The organism is Mycobacterium sp. 852002-53434_SCH5985345 (assembly GCF_001667155.1).
Lineage (GTDB): Bacteria > Actinomycetota > Actinomycetes > Mycobacteriales > Mycobacteriaceae > Mycobacterium.
In genome coordinates this window covers 1-17999 of sequence record NZ_LZIE01000097.1, presented here as the reverse complement: position 1 = coordinate 17999, position 17999 = coordinate 1, and the positions used below count along the sequence as shown (strand labels likewise).

Genomic DNA, 17999 nt, shown 5'->3' with positions numbered 1-17999 from the left:
GCGCGGCGGTGCCGGGCGCTGCGGGTCGGAGCCGTCGGTTTAGTGGCGATCGCGAGCGCGGCGGTGCCGGGCGCTGCGGGTCGCCACCGTCGGTTTAGTCGGCCGCGTCGAACCTGCGGGCCCGCAAGGACCGCTTCACCCCGGCCTGGCCCTCGAGCACCAGCCGCCGCAACGCCGGCGGCACTTCGGGGGCGGACAGGAACTTGTCGGCGGCCGCGATCCCGGCCTCACTGATGTTCCAGTGCGGGTACAGGCCGATCACCACCGTTTGCGCGACTTCGCTGGAACGCCGCGCCCACACGCCGGGTATCGCCTCGAAATAGCGGTCGGTGAACGGCGTGAGCAAGTCATGCTGTCCGGCCGGGGCGAAGCCCGCGATGATGCTGCGAGCGGTGATGTTTGCCAGGGTGTCGTCCTCGATCACCGTGGTCCAGGCGTCCTCCTTGACGCGCGGCTGCGGCCGCGCCGTCGCCGCCTGGGCGCCGTGCCGCTTGCCCGCGGCGGTCGGATCGCGCTGTACCTCCGCGTCGATGAAAGGCGTGGCGGGCCCGTCCGCGTCGATTTCGCCGGCGCTTGCGAGCGCGGTCACGATGCGCCACCGCAGGTCGGTGTCGATCTCCAGGCCGGCCAGCCCCAACTCGGCCGGGTCGTGGTCGAACAAGTCCGCCAGGACGACGACGTGCCGGGTCGACAGCACCGACGAACAAAGGGTGTTGACGAAGGCGAGCTGGTGATCGGATCCGGGGTCGGCGGCGCGCGCCAGCTCTAGCAGCCGATCGGCGAACTGCGGCCACCCATGCTCGCGCGCCCAGCCCGGCTCGGCGTAGGAGCCCAGCGCCGTCTGCGCTTGCAGCAGCAACCGCTGCGCCACCCCGACCTCGGTCTCGGCGTGCACACCGTCCGAGACCAGCGCCACGAAGTCGCGGGCGCGTAGTTCGGCCTCGCGCGTCATCTCCCACGCCGCCGACCACACCAGGGAGCGCGGGAGTGGCTCGGCGATGTCGGCGATCCGCTGCAGCGCCGTCTGCAGTGACCCGGCGTCCAGCCGCAGTGAGCAATACGTCAGATCGTCATCGTTGACGAGCACCAGCTGACCGCGCGAAACACCAATCAGGGCAGGCACTTCCGTGACAGGGCCCTCGACGTCGAGTTCTTCGCGCCGGACCCGCACCAGCTTGCCGGCGCCGTCATCGTCGTAAATCCCGATCGCCAGCCGGTGCACGCGGGTTTCACCTGCACCCGGGGCGGCCCCACTCTGTGTCACGGCGAACCGGGTGAACCGGCCGTCCGGGTCGATGTCGAAATCCGGCCGCAGCGTGTTCAAACCGGTGGTCTTCAACCACTGCTGGCCCCAGTCGGACAGGTCCCGGCCCGACGCCTTCTCCAGCGCGGCGACAAGGTCGTTGAAGGTCGCGTTGCCGAACGCGTGGTTGCGGAAGTAGTCGCGCAGCCCGGCCAGGAAGTGCTCCAGCCCGACGTAGGCGACCAGCTGCTTGAGGACGGAGGCGCCCTTGGCGTAGGTGATGCCGTCGAAGTTCACCTCGACCGCGGCCAGGTCGGGGATGTCCGCGGCGATCGGGTGCGTGGACGGCAGCTGGTCCTGACGGTACGCCCACGACTTCTCGACCGTCGCGAAAGTCGTCCAGGCCTCGGTGAATTCGGTGGCCTCCGCCTGGCACAGCACCGAGGCGAACGTCGCGAACGACTCGTTGAGCCACAGGTCGTCCCACCAGGTCATGGTGACGAGGTCGCCGAACCACATGTGCGCCATCTCGTGCAGCACGGTTTCGGCGCGCCGCTCGTAGGAGGCCCGGGTGACCTTGCTGCGAAAGACGTAGTCCTCCAGAAAGGTCACCGCGCCCGCGTTTTCCATTGCGCCGGCGTTGAATTCGGGCACAAACAGCTGGTCGTATTTTCCGAACGCGTAGGGCAGCCCAAAGTTCTTGTGGTAGAAGCCGAATCCCTGCTTGGTCTGGGTGAACAGCCGCTCGGCGTCCATGTGGCGCGCCAACGATTCCCGGCAGAAGATGCCCAGCGGGATCTCGCCGTGTTCGTCGGTGTAGCTGTCCTTCCACTCGGCGTACGGCCCGGCGATGAGGGCCACCAGATAGGTGCTCATCCGCGGGGTGGTGGCGAAGGCGTGCACGCCGTCTTCGATGGACACCGTCGCGCCGTTGGAGACCACTTTCCAGTGTTTGGGCGCCGTCACCCGCAGGTCGAACGTCGCCTTGAGGTCGGGCTGGTCGAAACAGGCGAACATGCGCTTGGCGTCGGCGGTTTCGAATTGCGAGTACAGGTACGTCTCGTTGTCGACCGGGTCGACGAAGCGGTGCAGTCCCTCGCCGGTGTTGGAGTAGCGGCAGTCCGCGTCGACCACGAGGACGTTGCGTTTCTCGAGACCGCGCAGCGCGATGCCCGTCGATTCGTCGTAAACCGACACATCCAGATCGTGGCCGTTGAGACTGGCGCCGCGCACCGTCTCGGCGGCGAGGTCGATGTACGAGTCGGCGCCGGGAAGCGCGTCGAACACCACCGTGGTGGTGGACCGGAACGTCCGCTCGCCGGGTGCGCCGGAGCCATCGGTGACATCGAGGTCGATCCGGTAGCTGTCGACGGTGATCAGGGAGGCGCGTTCGACGGCCTGGTCCCGGGTGAGATTAGGAAGGGCCACGCGTCCAACTTACGTGCCCGGCCCGCAGCTCGGTCGGTGCGGGAACAGGGGCGCGGCGCCTACGGTTGTGCTGAACGGTGTACCGACCGACGAGAGGACTGCGCTATGGCTGAGAAGGCCGCCGAGAAAGACCAAGCCGATTTCTGGTTCGACCCGCTGTGCCCGTGGTGCTGGATCACTTCGCGTTGGATCCTCGAGGTGGAGAAGGTCCGCGACATCGAGGTGCACTTTCACGTCATGAGCCTGGCGATCCTCAACGAGAACCGCGAAGGCCTGCCCGACAAATATCGCGAAATGATGAAGCACGCCTGGGGTCCGGTGCGCGTGGCGATCGCCGCCGAGCAGGCCCACGGCGAAGGCGTGCTCGACCCGCTGTACACCGCGATGGGCACCCGGATTCACAACGAGGACAACAAGGACCTCGAGGAAGTCATCAAGTTGTCACTGGCCGACGCCGGCCTGCCCGCGGAACTCGCCGAGGCCGCGCACAGCGAGGCGTACGACGACGCGCTGCGCAAGAGTCACCACGCCGGCATGGACGCCGTCGGCGACGACGTAGGCACGCCGACCATTCACGTCAACGGGGTGGCGTTCTTCGGGCCCGTGCTCTCGAAGATCCCTCGCGGCGAGGAGGCCGGCAAGCTATGGGACGCGTCGGTGACCTTCGCGTCCTACCCGCACTTCTTCGAGCTCAAGCGGACTCGCACCGAGAAGCCCGAATTCGACTGATGAGCGGCCCGTGTAAGGATTGCGGGCATGCGCGTCTACCTCGGCTCTGACCACGCCGGATTCGAGCTCAAGCAGCAGATCATCGAGCACCTCAAAGCGTCCGGACACGAGCCGATCGATTGCGGCGCCTTCACCTATGACGCCGAGGACGACTACCCGGCGTTCTGCATCGCGGCCGCGACGCGCACGGTGGCCGACCCCGGCAGCCTGGGCATCGTGCTGGGCGGTTCGGGCAACGGCGAACAGATCGCGGCCAACAAGGTGCCGGGAGCCCGTTGCGCGCTCGGGTGGAGCGTCGAGACGGCGACCCTGGCCCGCGAGCACAACAACGCCCAGTTGATCGGGATCGGCGGTCGCATGCACACCGTCCCCGAGGCGTTGGCCATCGTGGACGCCTTCCTGCGTGCGCCATGGTCCAAAGCCGAACGCCACCAACGGCGTATCGACATCCTCGCCGAGTACGAGCGCACTCACCAGGCGCCCCCGGTGCCCGGCGCGCAGGGCTGAGACGCCATGCCCGAAGGGCATACCCTGCACCGGCTGGCCCGGCTGCATCAGCGCCGCTTCGGTGGGGCGCCCGTTGCGGTGTCGAGCCCGCAGGGCCGCTTCGTCGATTCGGCCTTGGTGGACGGCCGCGTGTTGCGCCGCACCAGCGTCTGGGGCAAACACCTGTTCCACCACTACGAGCCCCTTCAAGGCGGACCGATCGTGCACGTGCACCTCGGCCTCTACGGTGCCTTCACCGAATGGCCACGCGCGGACGCGGTCCTTCCCGAACCGGTCGGGCAGGTGCGGATGCGGATGGTCGGCGCCGACTACGGCACCGACTTGCGGGGCCCCACGGTCTGCGAGGTGATCGACGAGGGCCAGGTTTCCGACGTGCTGGCCAGGCTCGGTCCCGATCCGCTGCGTAACGACGCGGATCCGTCCTGGGCTTGGAACCGAATCACAAAGTCCCGCAGACCCATTGGCGCACTACTGATGGATCAGACCATCGTCGCCGGCGTGGGCAACGTCTACCGCAACGAACTGCTCTACCGCCACCGCATCGACCCGTTCCGCGCCGGCCGGGATATCGGCGAGGCGGAGTTCGACGCGGCGTGGACCGATTTGGTGGCGCTGATGAAGGTCGGCTTGCGCCGCGGCAAAATCATCGTGGTGCGGCCCGAGCACGACCACGGAGCCCCGTCTTACCGGGCCGGGCGGCCCCGGACATACGTCTACCGGCGCGCCGGCGAGGCCTGCCGGGTCTGCGGAGATTCGATCCGCACGGCCGTGTTGGAGGGCCGAAACGTGTTCTGGTGCCCCAGCTGTCAGAAATGACAAGCCGCGTTTGCGCTGAACCTAGGTGACGCCCAGCGCGGCGTAGACCTCGTTGCTCAGGGCGAGGCTGCGCGGGTCCGCGTTGGCCTTGGTGGCGTCGAAACGGTTCATCACGTACGCGTAGCCGATCCGGTGTTCCAGATCGACGAACCCGAAGGAGCCGCCGAGGCCACCGTGGCCGAAGATCCGCGGGTTGGGCCCGTTGACGCACCGCTGGTTGAGCATGTAGCCCAAACCCCAGCCGTGATCGGCGACCCGTGGCCCGAGCACCAAGTCGGTCTCCTGGCCGCCCTGGCACTCCCGCACCAGGTCCATGTGCTCGCGGCTGAGCACCTTCTCCTGGGCGAGCGCGTTGTAGAACGTCGCCAATCCCAGGGCCGACACCTGACCGTTCGTGCCGGGGAACTCGAGTTCGCGCCACAGCTGCAGGTCGTGGGAGCCCAGCTCGTCGTCGGGGGCGAAGCCCATGGAGATTGACAGCCCCGCCTTGGGGTGCTCGGCCAGGCTGGCCGGGTAGCCGGGCGCCTGCGCGTCGGCCAGCAGGTCGCGGGCGTGTGGTTTGTTGACCCGCTCGGCGCAGCGGCGTTGTTCGGCGAGGGACAGCCCGATGTGGACGTCGGCGCCGAACGGTTCGGCGATCTCGGTGCGCAGGTACTGGCCGATCGTCCGGCCCGTGACCCGGCGGAACACCTCACCGAGGATGAAGCCGAAGGTGGTCATGTGGTAGCCCTGGGCGGTGCCCGGCGCCCAGTAAGGTTCTGCGGCGGCCAGCTGCGCGCAGACGAAATCCCAGTCGGCGACGTCTTCCCAGCGCAGCCGGGTTCGGGGGCCTATCACGCCGGACCGGTGACTCATCACCATCGCCAGCGTGATGTCTTGTTTGCCCGCCTGCGCGAACTCGGGCCAGTAATGGGCGACCGGGGCCTGCAGATCCAGCTCGCCGCGGTCGGCCAGCTGGTGGACACAGGTGGCCGACAGGCCTTTGGTGCCGGACAACACCGTGGTCAGGGTGTTCTGCTGCCAGGCCCGGGTACGGGCGGCGTCGGCATAGCCGCCCCAGAGATTGACGACGAGGGACCCGTCCACCCACGCAGCGACGGCCGCGCCAACTTCATCGCCCAGCGCGAAGTTGCGCTCGAACGCGTCGCGCACTCCGACGAAGTCCGACGCGCATGAGCCATGGATTTTGACGTCGCTCATGGCGCCTCTCTATGGAGCAGATCCTTACCCCGAGCGGGCGACGGGAATCGAACCCGCGTAGCTAGTTTGGAAGACTAGGGCTCTACCATTGAGCTACGCCCGCATGTGCTAGTCGAGCGTGACTGTAGCTGTCGACGAAGATCAAATCTAATCGACGCGGTCTTGTGATCGCTCCGTGAGGGTCCGCGAGGTCGCCGCGAAGCCCGTGGCTAACCCGGACGTGAGGGGCCTTAGGATCATCGAGGTCAGCGCGGGGTGTAGCGCAGCTTGGTAGCGCATCCGCTTTGGGAGCGGAAGGCCGCAGGTTCAAATCCTGTCACCCCGACCAGCACGACCCCGTGCCGCATGCACACGGCCCACCGAACGCCAGGAACGACCACCGAGGAGCACCCCCGTGAAGAGCACCGTCGAGCAGCTGAGCCCCACCCGGGTCCGCATCAACGTGGAGGTGCCGTTCTCCGAACTCGAGCCCGATTTCCAGCGCGCCTACCGGGAGCTGGCCAAGCAGGTGCGGCTTCCCGGCTTCCGGCCCGGCAAGGCGCCGGCGAAGTTGCTGGAGGCCCGGTTCGGCCGGGAGGCCCTCCTCGACCAGGTCGTCAACGAGGCGCTGCCCGCCCGGTACGGGCAGGCGGTCGTCGATTCGGAGGTGCAGCCCCTCGGCCAGCCCGAGATCGAGGTCACCAAGAAGGAGTACGGCGAGGAGCTGGCGTTCACCGCCGAGGTCGACGTCCGCCCCAAGATCGAGCTGCCGGACCTCGGCGCGCTGAAGATCTCGGTGGACCCGATCGACGTCAGCGACGAAGACGTCGACGCCGAATTGCAGTCACTGCGCACCCGGTTCGGCACCCTGACCGGCATCGACCGTCCGGTGGCCACCGGTGACTTCGTCTCCATCGATCTGTCCGCCACCATCAACGGCGAAGAGGTGCCGGGGGCCGCCGCGGAGGGCCTGTCCCACGAGGTCGGGTCGGGCCGGCTCATCGCCGGCCTCGACGACGCCCTGGTCGGACTGTCCGTCGATGAGTCCCGGGAGTTCACCGCCCAGCTGGCGGCCGGCGAGCACGCCGGGCAGGACGCGCAGGTGACGGTCACGGTCAAGTCGATCAAGCAACGCGAACTCCCCGAGCCCGATGACGAGTTCGCCCAACTGGCCAGCGAGTTCGACACCATCGAGGAGCTCCGGTCGAGCCTGCGCGACCAGGTTGGGCGGGTCAAGCGCGCCCAGCAGGCCGACCAGATTCGTAATGCAGCGCTGGACACGCTGCTCGAACAGGTCGATGTGCCGCTGCCGGAAGCGATCGTCAAGGCGCAGGTCGACAGCTCGCTCCACGACGCGCTACACAGCCTCGACCACGACGAAGCCAAGCTCGAAGAGGCGCTCGCCGGGCAGGGAAAGACCCGCGAAGAATTCGAGACCGAGACGCGCACCGCCGCGGAGACGGACGTCAAGAAGCAGCTGCTGCTGGATGCGCTGGCCGACGAGCTGGAGGTCCAGGTCGGCCAGGACGACTTGACCGAACGACTGGTCGCGACTTCGCGGCAATACGGCATCGAGCCGCAGCAGCTGTTGGGCTACCTGCAGGAGAACAACCAGCTGCCGGCCATGTTCGCCGACGTGCGGCGCGGGCTGACCATCGCCGAGGTGGTGCGGGCGGCGACGGTCACCGACACCGATGGCAACGCGATCGACACCAGTGAGTTCTTCGGCAAGCGTTCGGACGAGGCCGAGCTGACAAGCGAGGCCGAGGAAGCCGAAGACGCCGACGAAGCTGAGGCCCCCGGCGACGAAACGGAGTGACCGGTTTGACGCTGTGAGCGAAAGCGCCCAATTGAGGGGGAGCGTGACCGCGAAACAGTGGGCTCGGTTGGTTAGTGTCGGTGCATAGAAGAACTCGAGAAAGCAGGTAAACCAGTCGTGTCTGACATGCGTTCGCCCTCGCAAGGGCTCAACCTCACGGACTCGGTCTATGAGCGCTTGCTCTCCGAGCGCATCATCTTCCTGGGTTCGGAAGTGAACGACGAGGTCGCCAACCGGCTGTGCGCGCAGATCCTGCTGCTCGCCGCAGAGGATGCCGACAAGGACATCTCGCTGTACATCAACTCCCCGGGCGGATCGATCAGCGCCGGCATGGCCATCTACGACACCATGGTGCTGGCGCCCTGCGACATCGCCACCTACGCGATGGGCATGGCGGCCTCGATGGGCGAGTTCCTGCTCGCGGCCGGCACGAAGGGCAAGCGCTACGCGCTGCCGCACGCGCGCATCCTGATGCACCAGCCGCTCGGCGGGGTGACGGGCAGCGCGGCCGACATCGCCATCCAGGCCGAGCAGTTCCACGTCATCAAGAAGGAGATGTTCCGGCTGAACGCGGAATTCACCGGGCAGTCGATCGAACGCATCGAGGCCGATTCCGATCGTGACCGCTGGTTCACCGCCCCGGAAGCACTGGAATACGGGTTCGTCGACCACATCATCACGCGCGCCGCCCACATCACCAACGGAGAAGCCCAGTGAGTACCCATAACCCTCAGATCCAGCCGCAGGCGCGCTACATCCTGCCGTCGTTCATCGAGCACTCCAGCTTCGGCGTCAAGGAGTCGAATCCCTACAACAAGCTGTTCGAAGAGCGCATCATCTTCCTCGGCGTCCAGGTGGACGACGCTTCGGCGAACGACATCATGGCGCAGCTACTGGTGTTGGAGTCGCTGGACCCCGACCGCGACATCACCATGTATATCAACTCGCCCGGCGGCGGATTCACCTCGCTGATGGCGATTTACGACACCATGCAGTACGTGCGCGCCGACATTCAGACGGTGTGCCTGGGCCAGGCCGCCTCTGCCGCGGCGGTGTTGCTCGCCGCGGGCACTCCCGGCAAGCGGATGGCGCTGCCCAACGCGCGGGTGCTGATCCACCAGCCGTCGCTTCAGGGTGTGATCCAGGGCCAGTTCTCCGATCTAGAGATCCAGGCCGCCGAGATCGAGCGGATGCGCACGCTGATGGAGACCACGCTGGCCCGCCACACCGGCAGGGACGCCGCGACGGTCCGCAAGGACACCGACCGGGACAAGATCCTTACCGCCGAAGAGGCGAAGGACTACGGAATCATCGACACCGTCCTGGAGTACCGGAAGCTCTCCGCGCAGAACGCGTAGGTCTGTAGGTCACGCCGGGCGCAAGGCGGCCGCGACGTCGGCGATGTCCGCCGGCCCGACCCGGCAGCAGCCACCGACGAGGCGTGCCCCCGCCGCCACCCACTGCGTGGCCAGCCGCGCCGAAAATGAACGCCGCCCCGCCCAGCCCCGGCCGTCCCAACGCTCGCCGCTGTTGGGGTAGACGATCACGGGCTTGCCGGCTGCCGCGGCGATCTCGATCGCCGGCAGCACGTCCTCGGGTGCGCAGCAATTGACGCCGATCGCGACGATCTCGCGCACCCCGGCGGCGACGGCGAACGCCTCGGCCAGCGGTTGCCCGGCCCGGGTTCCGGTGCCGTCGATGGTGTAGCTGAGCCAGGCCGGCGCGCCGACCGAACCGACCAGATCGACCAGCGCCTCGGCCTCGTCGATGTCGGGCACGGTCTCGCACGCCAGCACGTCGGCGCCGGCGTCGGCCAGGATCTCCAGCCGGGGTCGGTGCCATCGCCGCAAAGCCGCGACGGACAGGCCGTAGCGTCCGCGATATTCCGATCCGTCGGCCAGTGCGGCGCCGTACGGGCCGACCGAGGCGGCGACGAGCCCGCCCGCGCCCGCGTGGTCACGCGCGGTCTTCGCAAGTTCGACGCTGCGACGTAGTAGCCCGGCGGCCTCCGCTCGGTCGATCCCGCGGGAAGCGAAGCCCTCGAACGACGCCTGGTAGCTCGCCGTCGTCGCGATCGCGGCACCGGCGCGATAAAACGCGGCGTGAACGGAGACGATTTCGTGCGGGTCGTCCGCCAGTAGCCTGGCCGACCACAACGGGTCGGAGAGGTCATGCCCGCGCGCTTCCAGCTCGGTCGCCAGGCCGCCATCGTTGATCAGGACCGACCCGCTGTTCAGAGCCAATTCCACCCGGCCACTGTAGGGTGATTTCTTGGGGATCTGCCCATGCTCTACCCGGGTCGGCATCTCCAGCGGAAGTGGAAATCGGTCGCCGCACCAGCCTCGGTTGGGTAACGACCGCGACACGCCAAAGACACGCAAAGCGCGCCTTTCGCGAGTGACGGGCGCCGTGTGGCTATATGTTTCATCCAGACGGACAGCATGAATACCACCGACGCGATTCGGCCTTAACGGTCGCGTCGGGCCCGATCTAGCGGGTAGCGTCGGGGCATACATGCGGCACAGCAAGACGAACGGCGAAAAGGAAGTAGGCACCTAAGCACCATGGCGCGCATCGGAGACGGCGGTGACCTGCTGAAGTGCTCGTTCTGCGGGAAGAGCCAGAAACAGGTCAAGAAGCTCATTGCTGGCCCCGGTGTGTACATCTGCGACGAGTGCATCGACCTCTGCAACGAGATCATCGAAGAGGAGCTGGCCGACGCCGACGACGTCAAACTTGACGAACTCCCCAAGCCGGTTGAGATCCGGGAATTCTTGGAGGGCTACGTCATCGGGCAGGACACCGCCAAGCGGACGCTGGCCGTCGCCGTCTACAACCACTACAAGCGCATCCAAGCCGGGGAGAAGGGCCGCGACTCCCGGCACGAGCCGGTTGAGCTGACCAAGTCCAACATCCTGATGCTCGGTCCCACCGGCTGCGGCAAGACCTACCTCGCCCAGACGCTCGCCAAGATGCTCAACGTCCCGTTCGCCATCGCCGACGCCACCGCGCTGACCGAAGCCGGTTACGTCGGTGAGGACGTCGAGAACATTCTGCTCAAACTCATTCAGGCCGCCGACTACGACGTCAAGCGCGCCGAGACCGGAATCATCTACATCGACGAGGTCGACAAGATCGCCCGCAAGAGCGAGAACCCGTCGATCACCCGCGACGTCTCCGGCGAGGGCGTTCAGCAGGCCCTGCTGAAGATCCTGGAGGGCACGCAGGCGTCGGTTCCCCCGCAGGGCGGCCGCAAGCACCCGCACCAAGAGTTCATCCAGATCGACACCACCAACGTGCTGTTCATCGTCGCGGGGGCGTTCGCCGGCCTGGAGAAGATCATCTACGAGCGCGTCGGCAAGCGGGGCCTGGGCTTCGGCGCCGAGGTCCGCTCGAAGGCCGAAATCGACACCACCGACCACTTCTCCGACGTCATGCCCGAGGACCTGATCAAGTTCGGCCTGATCCCCGAGTTCATCGGCCGGCTGCCGGTGGTCGCCTCGGTGACCAACCTGGACCGGGAGTCGTTGGTCAAGATCCTGTCCGAGCCGAAGAACGCTCTGGTCAAGCAATACACCCGGCTGTTCGAGATGGACGGCGTCGAGCTCGAATTCACCGATGACGCGCTGGAGGCGATCGCCGACCAGGCGATCCACCGCGGCACGGGCGCCCGCGGTCTGCGCGCCATCATGGAAGAGGTCCTGCTGCCGGTGATGTACGACATCCCGAGCCGCGACGACGTCGCCAAGGTCGTAGTGACCAAGGAGACCGTGCAGGACAACGTGCTGCCGACGATCGTGCCGCGCAAGCCGTCGCGCACCGAGCGTCGCGACAAGAGCGCCTAACACTCCCCGGCGGTCGAGCCGCCGCGCATTTGGGTACTAGATGCGCATGCCGGCCGCCGCTGCCACCGCCAGCCCCGTACCGCGCCGGCTGACGGGCGCGCTCGACCTGGTGAACTTCCTGCTGGCCGATGTGCGCGACGGGCTGGGCCCCTACCTGTCGATCTACTTGCTGCTGGCCCACCATTGGGATCAGGCGTCGATCGGGTTCGTCATGGCGGTCGGGGGGATCGGGGCGATCGTTGCGCAGGCGCCGGCCGGCGCGTTGGTGGATCGGAGCACGGCCAAACGGGCGCTGATCATCGTCGGGGCGTTGACCATCACGGTCGGTTCGTTGGCGATGCCGTTGTTTCCCGGCTTCTACTCGATCTCGGTATTGCAGGCCCTCACCGGCATCGCCGGCTCGGTCTTCGCCCCGGCGCTGGCCGCGATCACCTTGGGCGTCGTGGGTCCCCGTTACTTTTCCCGGCGGATCGGGCGCAACGAGTCGTTCAACCACGCGGGCAACGCGTCGGCCGCCGCCATTACCGGCGGGCTGGCCTACTTCTTCGGCCCGGTGGTGGTGTTCTGGGTGCTTGCCGTCATGGCGGCCGCCAGTGTGCTTGCGACGCTGCGGATTCCGGGCGATGCGATCGACCATGACGTCGCCCGGGGCATGGATCACGTGCGGGGAGGGCCGCACGAGACGCCGTCGCGGATGGCGGCGCTGCTGCACAACCGCAGGCTGATGATCTTCGCCGCGACGGTCATTGCGTTCCACTTCGCCAATGCGGCAATGCTGCCGCTGGTCGGCCAGCTGCTGGCGCTGCACAACAAGGACGTCGGGACCGCCCTGATGGCCGGTTGCATCGTCGCCGCGCAGGTGGTCATGGTGCCGGTGGCTTACTTCGCCGGAACCAAGGCCGATTCGTGGGGACGAAAGCCGATCTTCCTGGTTGGCTTCGCGGTCTTGGCCGCCCGCGGATTTCTCTACACCCTGTCCGGTAACCCGTACTGGTTGGTCGGCGTCCAGCTGCTTGACGGCATCGGGGCCGGCGTGTTCGGCGCGCTGTTTCCCCTCGTGGTCCAAGACGTGACGCACGGCACCGGCCGGTTCAATGTCAGCCTCGGCGCCGTGACGGCCGCGACGGGGATAGGCGCCTCGGTTTCCAACCTCGTTGCGGGCTGGATCGTGGTGGCCGCCGGCTACGACGCCGCCTTCGCTTCCCTGGGAGCGCTCGCGGGCGTGGGCTTCTTCCTGTACCTGATCGCGATGCCCGAAACGGCGCCCAGAGAATTGGCCGCCGTCGCGGAAGAGTGACCAATACCACACTTTTGAAGTGTCGGCGCCACCGTCCCCCGGCTGACATCGGTTTTAGGTGAAAACCGCTGCGTGTAATGGTTTAGAGACGGCCATTCTCGTCTTAGAGTCTCTTAAAGAAGTGCCATAATTGGTACCACCAGTGACACACAGCGCGAGGGCGCGGGACTCGCTTGAACAGCGCGTAACGTAAAGCTTCAGCAGCGAAGTGCCTATCCGACGAATGGAAGGCGGATACGTGGATCCGAACGGCAGCGGAGCCGGATCTGATTCTCACAACGGCTCGAACGGGTCGCCTTCCGGTGGCGGGTCCGACCGCCAGCGCCTGGAGCAAGTCGTCATTCGCTTCGCCGGGGACTCCGGCGACGGCATGCAGCTGACCGGTGACCGGTTCACCTCGGAGGCAGCGCTTTTCGGCAACGACCTGGCGACCCAGCCGAACTATCCCGCGGAGATCCGCGCCCCCGCAGGCACCCTGCCCGGGGTCTCGTCCTTTCAGATCCAAATCGCCGACTACGACATCCTGACCGCCGGTGACCGCCCAGACGTGCTCGTCGCGATGAACCCGGCGGCGCTCAAGGCCAACCTGGGCGACCTGCCGCGCGGCGGCATGGTGATCGCCAACTCCGACGAGTTCACCAAGCGCAACCTGACCAAGGTGGGCTACGTAACGAACCCCCTCGAGTCCGACGAGTTGTCCGACTACGTCGTGCATTCCGTCGCGATGACCACGCTGACGCTGGGCGCGGTTGAGGCGATCGGCGCGTCGAAGAAAGACGGCCAGCGCGCGAAGAACATGTTCGCGCTGGGTCTGCTGTCGTGGATGTACGGCCGGCCGATCGAGACCAGCGAGAAGTTCATCCGGGAGAAGTTCGCCCGCAAGCCCGACATCGCGGAGGCCAATGTCTTGGCGCTCAAGGCGGGCTGGAACTACGGCGAAACGACCGAGGCGTTCGGCACCACCTACGAGGTTTCGCGGGCGACGTTGCCCTCTGGCGAATACCGGCAGATCTCCGGCAACACCGCGATGTCCTACGGCATCGTCGCGGCGGGTCAGCTGGCCAACATTCCGGTGGTGCTCGGCAGTTATCCGATCACGCCGGCGTCGGACATCCTGCACGAGCTGTCCAAGCACAAGAACTTCAACGTCATCACCTTCCAGGCCGAGGACGAGATCGGCGGCATCTGCGCCGCAATCGGCGCCTCGTACGGCGGTGCTCTGGGCGTCACGAGCACGTCGGGCCCGGGGATCTCGCTCAAGTCGGAAGCGTTGGGTCTCGCGGTGATGACCGAATTGCCCTTGCTGGTCATCGACGTTCAGCGCGGCGGCCCCTCGACCGGCCTGCCGACCAAGACCGAGCAGGCCGACCTGCTGCAGGCGCTGTACGGCCGCAACGGGGAGTCGCCGGTTGCCGTGCTGGCGCCACGCTCGCCGTCCGACTGCTTCGAAACCGCGCTCGAGGCGGTACGCATCGCGGTCTCCTACCACACCCCGGTGATCGTGTTGTCCGACGGCGCAATCGCCAACGGCTCGGAGCCGTGGCGCATTCCGGACGTCAGCACGCTGCAGCCGATCAAGCACACGTTCGCCAAGCCGGACGAGCCGTTCCAGCCGTACAACCGCGATCCGGAGACGCTCGCGCGCCAATTCGCTGTGCCGGGCACCCCCGGCCTCGAGCATCGGATCGGTGGCCTGGAGGCGGCTAACGGCTCGGGCGCCATCTCCTACGAGCCGGTCAACCACGACCTCATGGTTCGCTTGCGCCAGGCCAAGATCGACGGCATATCGGTTCCCGACCTCGAGGTTGACGACCCGACCGGAGACGCCGAGCTGCTGCTGATCGGCTGGGGCAGCTCGTACGGCCCGATCGGTGAAGCCTGCCGGCGTGCGCGGCGCAAGGGCGTCAAGGTCGCGCACGCCCACCTGCGCTACCTGAACCCGTTCCCGGCGAACCTGGGCGATGTGTTGCGGCGTTACCCGATGGTGGTGTGCCCGGAGATGAACCTGGGCCAGCTCGCCCTGTTGCTCCGCGGCAAGTATCTGGTCGACGTGCAATCGGTTAGCAAGGTCCAGGGTGTCGCATTCCTCGCCGACGAGATCGGGCGTGTCATCCGCGCTGCGGAGGGCGGCACGCTGGCCGAAATCGAGCAAGACAAGACGATGGTCGCCAGAATGGCGGCAGCAACGGTTGGAGCGGGAGCTATCGAATGACCGACCTGGTGGGAAATCTGGCGGGCACGGACCTAGGGCTGACCCCTAGGTTGAAGAAGAACGACGGTGTGCCCACCACGGATCAGCCGCAGAAGGGCAAGGACTTCACCAGTGACCAAGAGGTCCGTTGGTGCCCCGGGTGTGGGGACTACGTCATCCTCAACACCATCCGCAACTTCCTGCCCGAGCTCGGGCTGCGTCGCGAGAACATCGTGTTCATCAGCGGCATCGGTTGCTCGAGCCGGTTCCCGTATTACTTGGAAACCTACGGATTTCACTCCATCCACGGGCGCGCGCCGGCCATCGCGACCGGTCTGGCGCTGGCCCGCGAGGACCTCTCGGTGTGGGTGGTCACCGGTGACGGCGACGCGTTGTCGATCGGCGGCAACCACCTGATCCACGCGCTGCGCCGCAACGTCAACATCACGATCTTGTTGTTCAACAACCGGATCTACGGGCTGACCAAGGGCCAGTACTCGCCGACGTCGGAGGTCGGCAAGATCACCAAGTCCACCCCGATGGGATCGCTGGACCACCCGTTCAATCCGGTGTCGTTGGCGCTGGGTGCCGAGGCGACGTTCGTCGGCCGCGCCCTCGACTCCGACCGCAACGGACTGTCCGAGGTGTTGCGCGCCGCCGCCGAGCACCGCGGCGCCGCGGTGGTCGAAATCCTGCAGGACTGCCCGATTTTCAACGACGGCTCCTTCGACGTGCTGCGCAAGGAGGGCGCCGAGGAACGGGTGATCAATATCCGCCACGGCGACCCCATCACCTTCGGCGCCGACGGCGAGTACTGCGTGGTCAAGTCCGGCTTCGGCCTCGAATTCGCCAAGACCGCCGACGTGTCCGTCGACGAGATCATGGTGCACGACGCGCACACCGACGACTCGGCCTACGCCTTCGCGCTGTCGCGGCTCTCCGATCAGAACCTCGATCACACCGTGCTCGGAATCTTCCGGGATGTCAGCCGCCCCACTTACGACGACGCGGCGCGCTCGCAGGTGCAGGCCGCCCGCGCCGCGAAGCCGTTCGACGACGCCGCCCTGCAGTCGCTGCTGCGTGGGCGCGACACCTGGACCGTCGACTGACGTGGGCGAAACGAGTTCACTCGCCGGCGTAGTGCTCGCCGGCGGCGCATCGCAACGGATGGGGCGAGACAAAGCGAGCCTGCCCGTCCCCGGGTCCGCGGGCTCCGATGCAACCACGATGGTCGAACACGTCGTCGGCATCCTCCAACAGCGTTGCGACCCAGTCCTTGTCATGGCCGCCCAAGGGCAGCCGTTGCCCGAACTGCACGCTCGGGTCATGCGCGACGAACTGCGCGGCCTGGGCCCGTTGCCGGCGACGGGGCGGGGATTGCGCGCGGCCGCCGATGCCGGCGCCCGCCTCGCCTTCGTCTGCGCCGTCGACATGCCGTTCCTGGCCGTCGAACTCATCGACGACCTCGCCCGCCGGGCGCTGGAGACGGGTGCGGAAGTGGTGCTGCCCTGGGACGGCCAGGACCACTACCTTGCCGCGGTGTACCGGACGGACCTGGCCGACCGGGTCGACGCGTTGGTGGCCGCCGGCGAGCGCAAAATGCGCGCCCTGGTGGACTCATCGGATGCCCAGCGCGTCGTGACGTCGGAATCGCGGTGGCTGACCAACGTCAACACCGACGCGGAGCTCCGCGCCCTCGCACAGCCCCGCAGCTGACGGCAATCTCGCGCCACCAGCGCGGCGAAATCGCGTCGGATGAATTCTGCGTAAATTCGGGCACTGCCCACGCCCGAGAATGCGCGAGCCTATTCGACATAAGACGAGTGCTCGTCCTCGCTTCGATATCGGGCTAAGCGACTCGCCGTCGGGGGAATAGGCAATCCGGCGGCGCACCGTGATCTGTTGGCGCACCACGAGTTTCAGGCCAATTGCCCACCGCTTTATCGAAAGACGCCGTGTCTATGCGCCCGGCGTCGACCGAAATCACAGATCTCGTGAGCAAATCGGCAAGGCCGAATCGGACGGTTTGACGGAGGCGTCCGGCGGAGCAGTCGCCCTCCGCGGCCGTGGCCTCGATCGCGGGCAGATAATTGTCGAAAAGCATTATGCAGGAACAAATTTCAGCACATTACCGCCTCCGGCGCGGGGACGGCTACGGGTGTCAACGCCCGCTATTTGAACGATGCAAGTTAGCCAGCAGCGCAACACAATTCGTTCCCGTGGTCAGGCGTGGCGCGCGACGGGGCAACGTAACTTGTTGTAGGCTGCGCCGCTTCGCGACAGCGGACCTGGGTCCGTTGGACCCGAAACGGCCCAAACGTGGTAGCGCAAATACGTGCGCCAGTTCACAAAATGGGCGTGATTCGGCTCACGATTTGAAACGCCGCGCGATTGTTGGGTACTTCTCGAAATCACGCAGCTGACCTGCCGAAATGGCGACGGTATTGCGCCGTGATCACCCCGTTACCGAAACGAGATGGCCGTCTTCCGAAGATGACGAACGCGGCTCGTTCTCGTACGGTCCCTGTTAGCCCGCAACGGGTTACGGAACAGTAACTGAAAACAGAATCACGGACCCGCGTGTGAGCGGGGCTGCGGACGGCGAAGGCCAGTCCGCGGCCGGCGGGTAGCAGTCCGCCGGGCGATTCGAGCCCACCGCTGTCGTGCCGGAACAAGCCGGCACGTTCCGAAGCAGGTTTCCGCATCAACCAGAAACCGTCAGCCCACCCCCGTGGGCTTGCTTTGGCGCGCGCGCACCGCGAAAGGAAAGATATTGAAGAACGTCCGTAAGACGCTCGTTCTTGCCGCGGTCACGGGCACCCTCGTGACCATCCCGTCGGCCACCGCGACTGCGGAGCCGATGGGTTTCGACCCCAACATGGCGCCCGCCCCGGCGCCGGACGCGCCGCCGCCCCCGGCTCCCGACGCCCCGCCGGCTCCGGACG

The 17999-nt window shown here is 66.8% G+C and carries 14 protein-coding genes and 2 tRNA genes; 12 read left to right on the top strand and 4 right to left on the bottom strand.

Annotated features, from left to right (window positions below; all coding sequences use genetic code 11):
* Window positions 1-94: 94 nt before the first annotated feature.
* Complete coding sequence (pepN, locus tag A5756_RS24280) at window positions 95-2671, bottom strand: aminopeptidase N (RefSeq protein WP_066958386.1); 2577 nt, start codon at window positions 2669-2671, stop codon at window positions 95-97.
* A gap of 105 nt (window positions 2672-2776) precedes the next feature.
* Here pepN and A5756_RS24275 point away from each other — a divergent pair, with 105 nt between their 5' ends.
* From A5756_RS24275 to A5756_RS24265, 3 genes are read left to right on the top strand one after another with little or no spacing between them, the layout of a single operon-like run.
* A complete protein-coding gene (locus A5756_RS24275) occupies window positions 2777-3400 on the top strand; it encodes an Rv2466c family mycothiol-dependent reductase (RefSeq protein WP_066958384.1) in 624 nt (207 codons plus the stop codon).
* 27 nt (window positions 3401-3427) lie between these two features.
* Window positions 3428-3907, top strand: a complete 480-nt coding sequence (locus A5756_RS24270; protein WP_066958382.1) for a ribose-5-phosphate isomerase — start codon at window positions 3428-3430, stop codon at window positions 3905-3907.
* A gap of 6 nt (window positions 3908-3913) precedes the next feature.
* Entirely contained in the window at window positions 3914-4723 is an 810-nt protein-coding gene (locus A5756_RS24265; protein ID WP_066958380.1) for an Fpg/Nei family DNA glycosylase, read from the top strand.
* Between the two features lie 21 nt (window positions 4724-4744).
* On the opposite strand, the gene A5756_RS24260 is transcribed toward A5756_RS24265, so the two are convergent.
* Together A5756_RS24260 and A5756_RS24255 are read right to left on the bottom strand one after the other, a co-directional pair.
* On the bottom strand, window positions 4745-5923 hold the full coding sequence (locus A5756_RS24260; RefSeq protein WP_066958378.1) for a serine hydrolase domain-containing protein: 1179 nt from the start codon (window positions 5921-5923) through the stop codon (window positions 4745-4747).
* Window positions 5924-5955: 32 nt separating this feature from the next.
* Window positions 5956-6026: transfer RNA gene (locus tag A5756_RS24255), tRNA-Gly, on the bottom strand.
* 148 nt (window positions 6027-6174) lie between these two features.
* On the opposite strand from A5756_RS24255, the gene A5756_RS24250 reads away from it, so the two are divergent.
* The 4 genes from A5756_RS24250 to clpP2 all read left to right on the top strand — a co-directional run bounded on the left by A5756_RS24250 (window position 6175) and on the right by clpP2 (window position 9079).
* A tRNA-Pro gene (locus A5756_RS24250) sits at window positions 6175-6251 on the top strand.
* Window positions 6252-6317: 66 nt separating this feature from the next.
* A complete protein-coding gene (gene tig, locus A5756_RS24245; protein ID WP_066958376.1) occupies window positions 6318-7721 on the top strand; it encodes a trigger factor in 1404 nt (467 codons plus the stop codon).
* A 126-nt stretch (window positions 7722-7847) separates the two neighbouring features.
* Window positions 7848-8438 (top strand): ATP-dependent CLP protease proteolytic subunit ClpP1, encoded by a 591-nt coding sequence (clpP1, locus tag A5756_RS24240; RefSeq protein WP_066958374.1) that lies wholly within the window; start codon window positions 7848-7850, stop codon window positions 8436-8438.
* Window positions 8435-9079: an ATP-dependent CLP protease proteolytic subunit ClpP2 gene (gene clpP2, locus A5756_RS24235; RefSeq protein WP_066958371.1), complete on the top strand. Its 645-nt coding sequence runs from the start codon at window positions 8435-8437 to the stop codon at window positions 9077-9079. The genes clpP1 and clpP2 overlap by 4 nt, the downstream gene beginning before the upstream one ends.
* A gap of 9 nt (window positions 9080-9088) precedes the next feature.
* On the opposite strand, the gene mmuM is transcribed toward clpP2, so the two are convergent.
* A complete protein-coding gene (mmuM, locus tag A5756_RS24230; RefSeq protein WP_369817343.1) occupies window positions 9089-9964 on the bottom strand; it encodes a homocysteine S-methyltransferase in 876 nt (291 codons plus the stop codon).
* 321 nt (window positions 9965-10285) lie between these two features.
* On the opposite strand from mmuM, the gene clpX reads away from it, so the two are divergent.
* From clpX to mobA, 5 genes are all read left to right on the top strand, one after another.
* On the top strand, window positions 10286-11566 hold the full coding sequence (gene clpX, locus A5756_RS24225) for an ATP-dependent Clp protease ATP-binding subunit ClpX (protein WP_066958367.1): 1281 nt from the start codon (window positions 10286-10288) through the stop codon (window positions 11564-11566).
* Window positions 11567-11612: 46 nt separating this feature from the next.
* Entirely contained in the window at window positions 11613-12863 is a 1251-nt protein-coding gene (locus tag A5756_RS24220) for an MFS transporter (protein WP_156659801.1), read from the top strand.
* A 238-nt stretch (window positions 12864-13101) separates the two neighbouring features.
* Entirely contained in the window at window positions 13102-15075 is a 1974-nt protein-coding gene (locus A5756_RS24215) for a 2-oxoacid:acceptor oxidoreductase subunit alpha (protein ID WP_156659799.1), read from the top strand.
* Window positions 15072-16163, top strand: a complete 1092-nt coding sequence (locus tag A5756_RS24210; RefSeq protein ID WP_066958361.1) for a 2-oxoacid:ferredoxin oxidoreductase subunit beta — start codon at window positions 15072-15074, stop codon at window positions 16161-16163. Before A5756_RS24215 ends, A5756_RS24210 begins: the two co-directional genes overlap by 4 nt.
* A 1-nt stretch (window position 16164) precedes the next feature.
* Window positions 16165-16770: a molybdenum cofactor guanylyltransferase gene (mobA, locus tag A5756_RS24205; RefSeq protein ID WP_066958359.1), complete on the top strand. Its 606-nt coding sequence runs from the start codon at window positions 16165-16167 to the stop codon at window positions 16768-16770.
* Window positions 16771-17999 lie beyond the last annotated feature (1229 nt).

Coding starts and splice junctions, on each gene's coding strand:
- A5756_RS24260 (WP_066958378.1), bottom strand. CDS start 5,923: ATGAGCGACGTCAAAATCCATGGCTCATGCGCGTCGGACTTCGTCGGA.
- A5756_RS24220 (WP_156659801.1), top strand. CDS start 11,613: ATGCCGGCCGCCGCTGCCACCGCCAGCCCCGTACCGCGCCGGCTGACG.
- A5756_RS24265 (WP_066958380.1), top strand. CDS start 3,914: ATGCCCGAAGGGCATACCCTGCACCGGCTGGCCCGGCTGCATCAGCGC.
- clpX (WP_066958367.1), top strand. CDS start 10,286: ATGGCGCGCATCGGAGACGGCGGTGACCTGCTGAAGTGCTCGTTCTGC.
- clpP1 (WP_066958374.1), top strand. CDS start 7,848: ATGCGTTCGCCCTCGCAAGGGCTCAACCTCACGGACTCGGTCTATGAG.
- A5756_RS24275 (WP_066958384.1), top strand. CDS start 2,777: ATGGCTGAGAAGGCCGCCGAGAAAGACCAAGCCGATTTCTGGTTCGAC.
- A5756_RS24210 (WP_066958361.1), top strand. CDS start 15,072: ATGACCGACCTGGTGGGAAATCTGGCGGGCACGGACCTAGGGCTGACC.
- A5756_RS24270 (WP_066958382.1), top strand. CDS start 3,428: ATGCGCGTCTACCTCGGCTCTGACCACGCCGGATTCGAGCTCAAGCAG.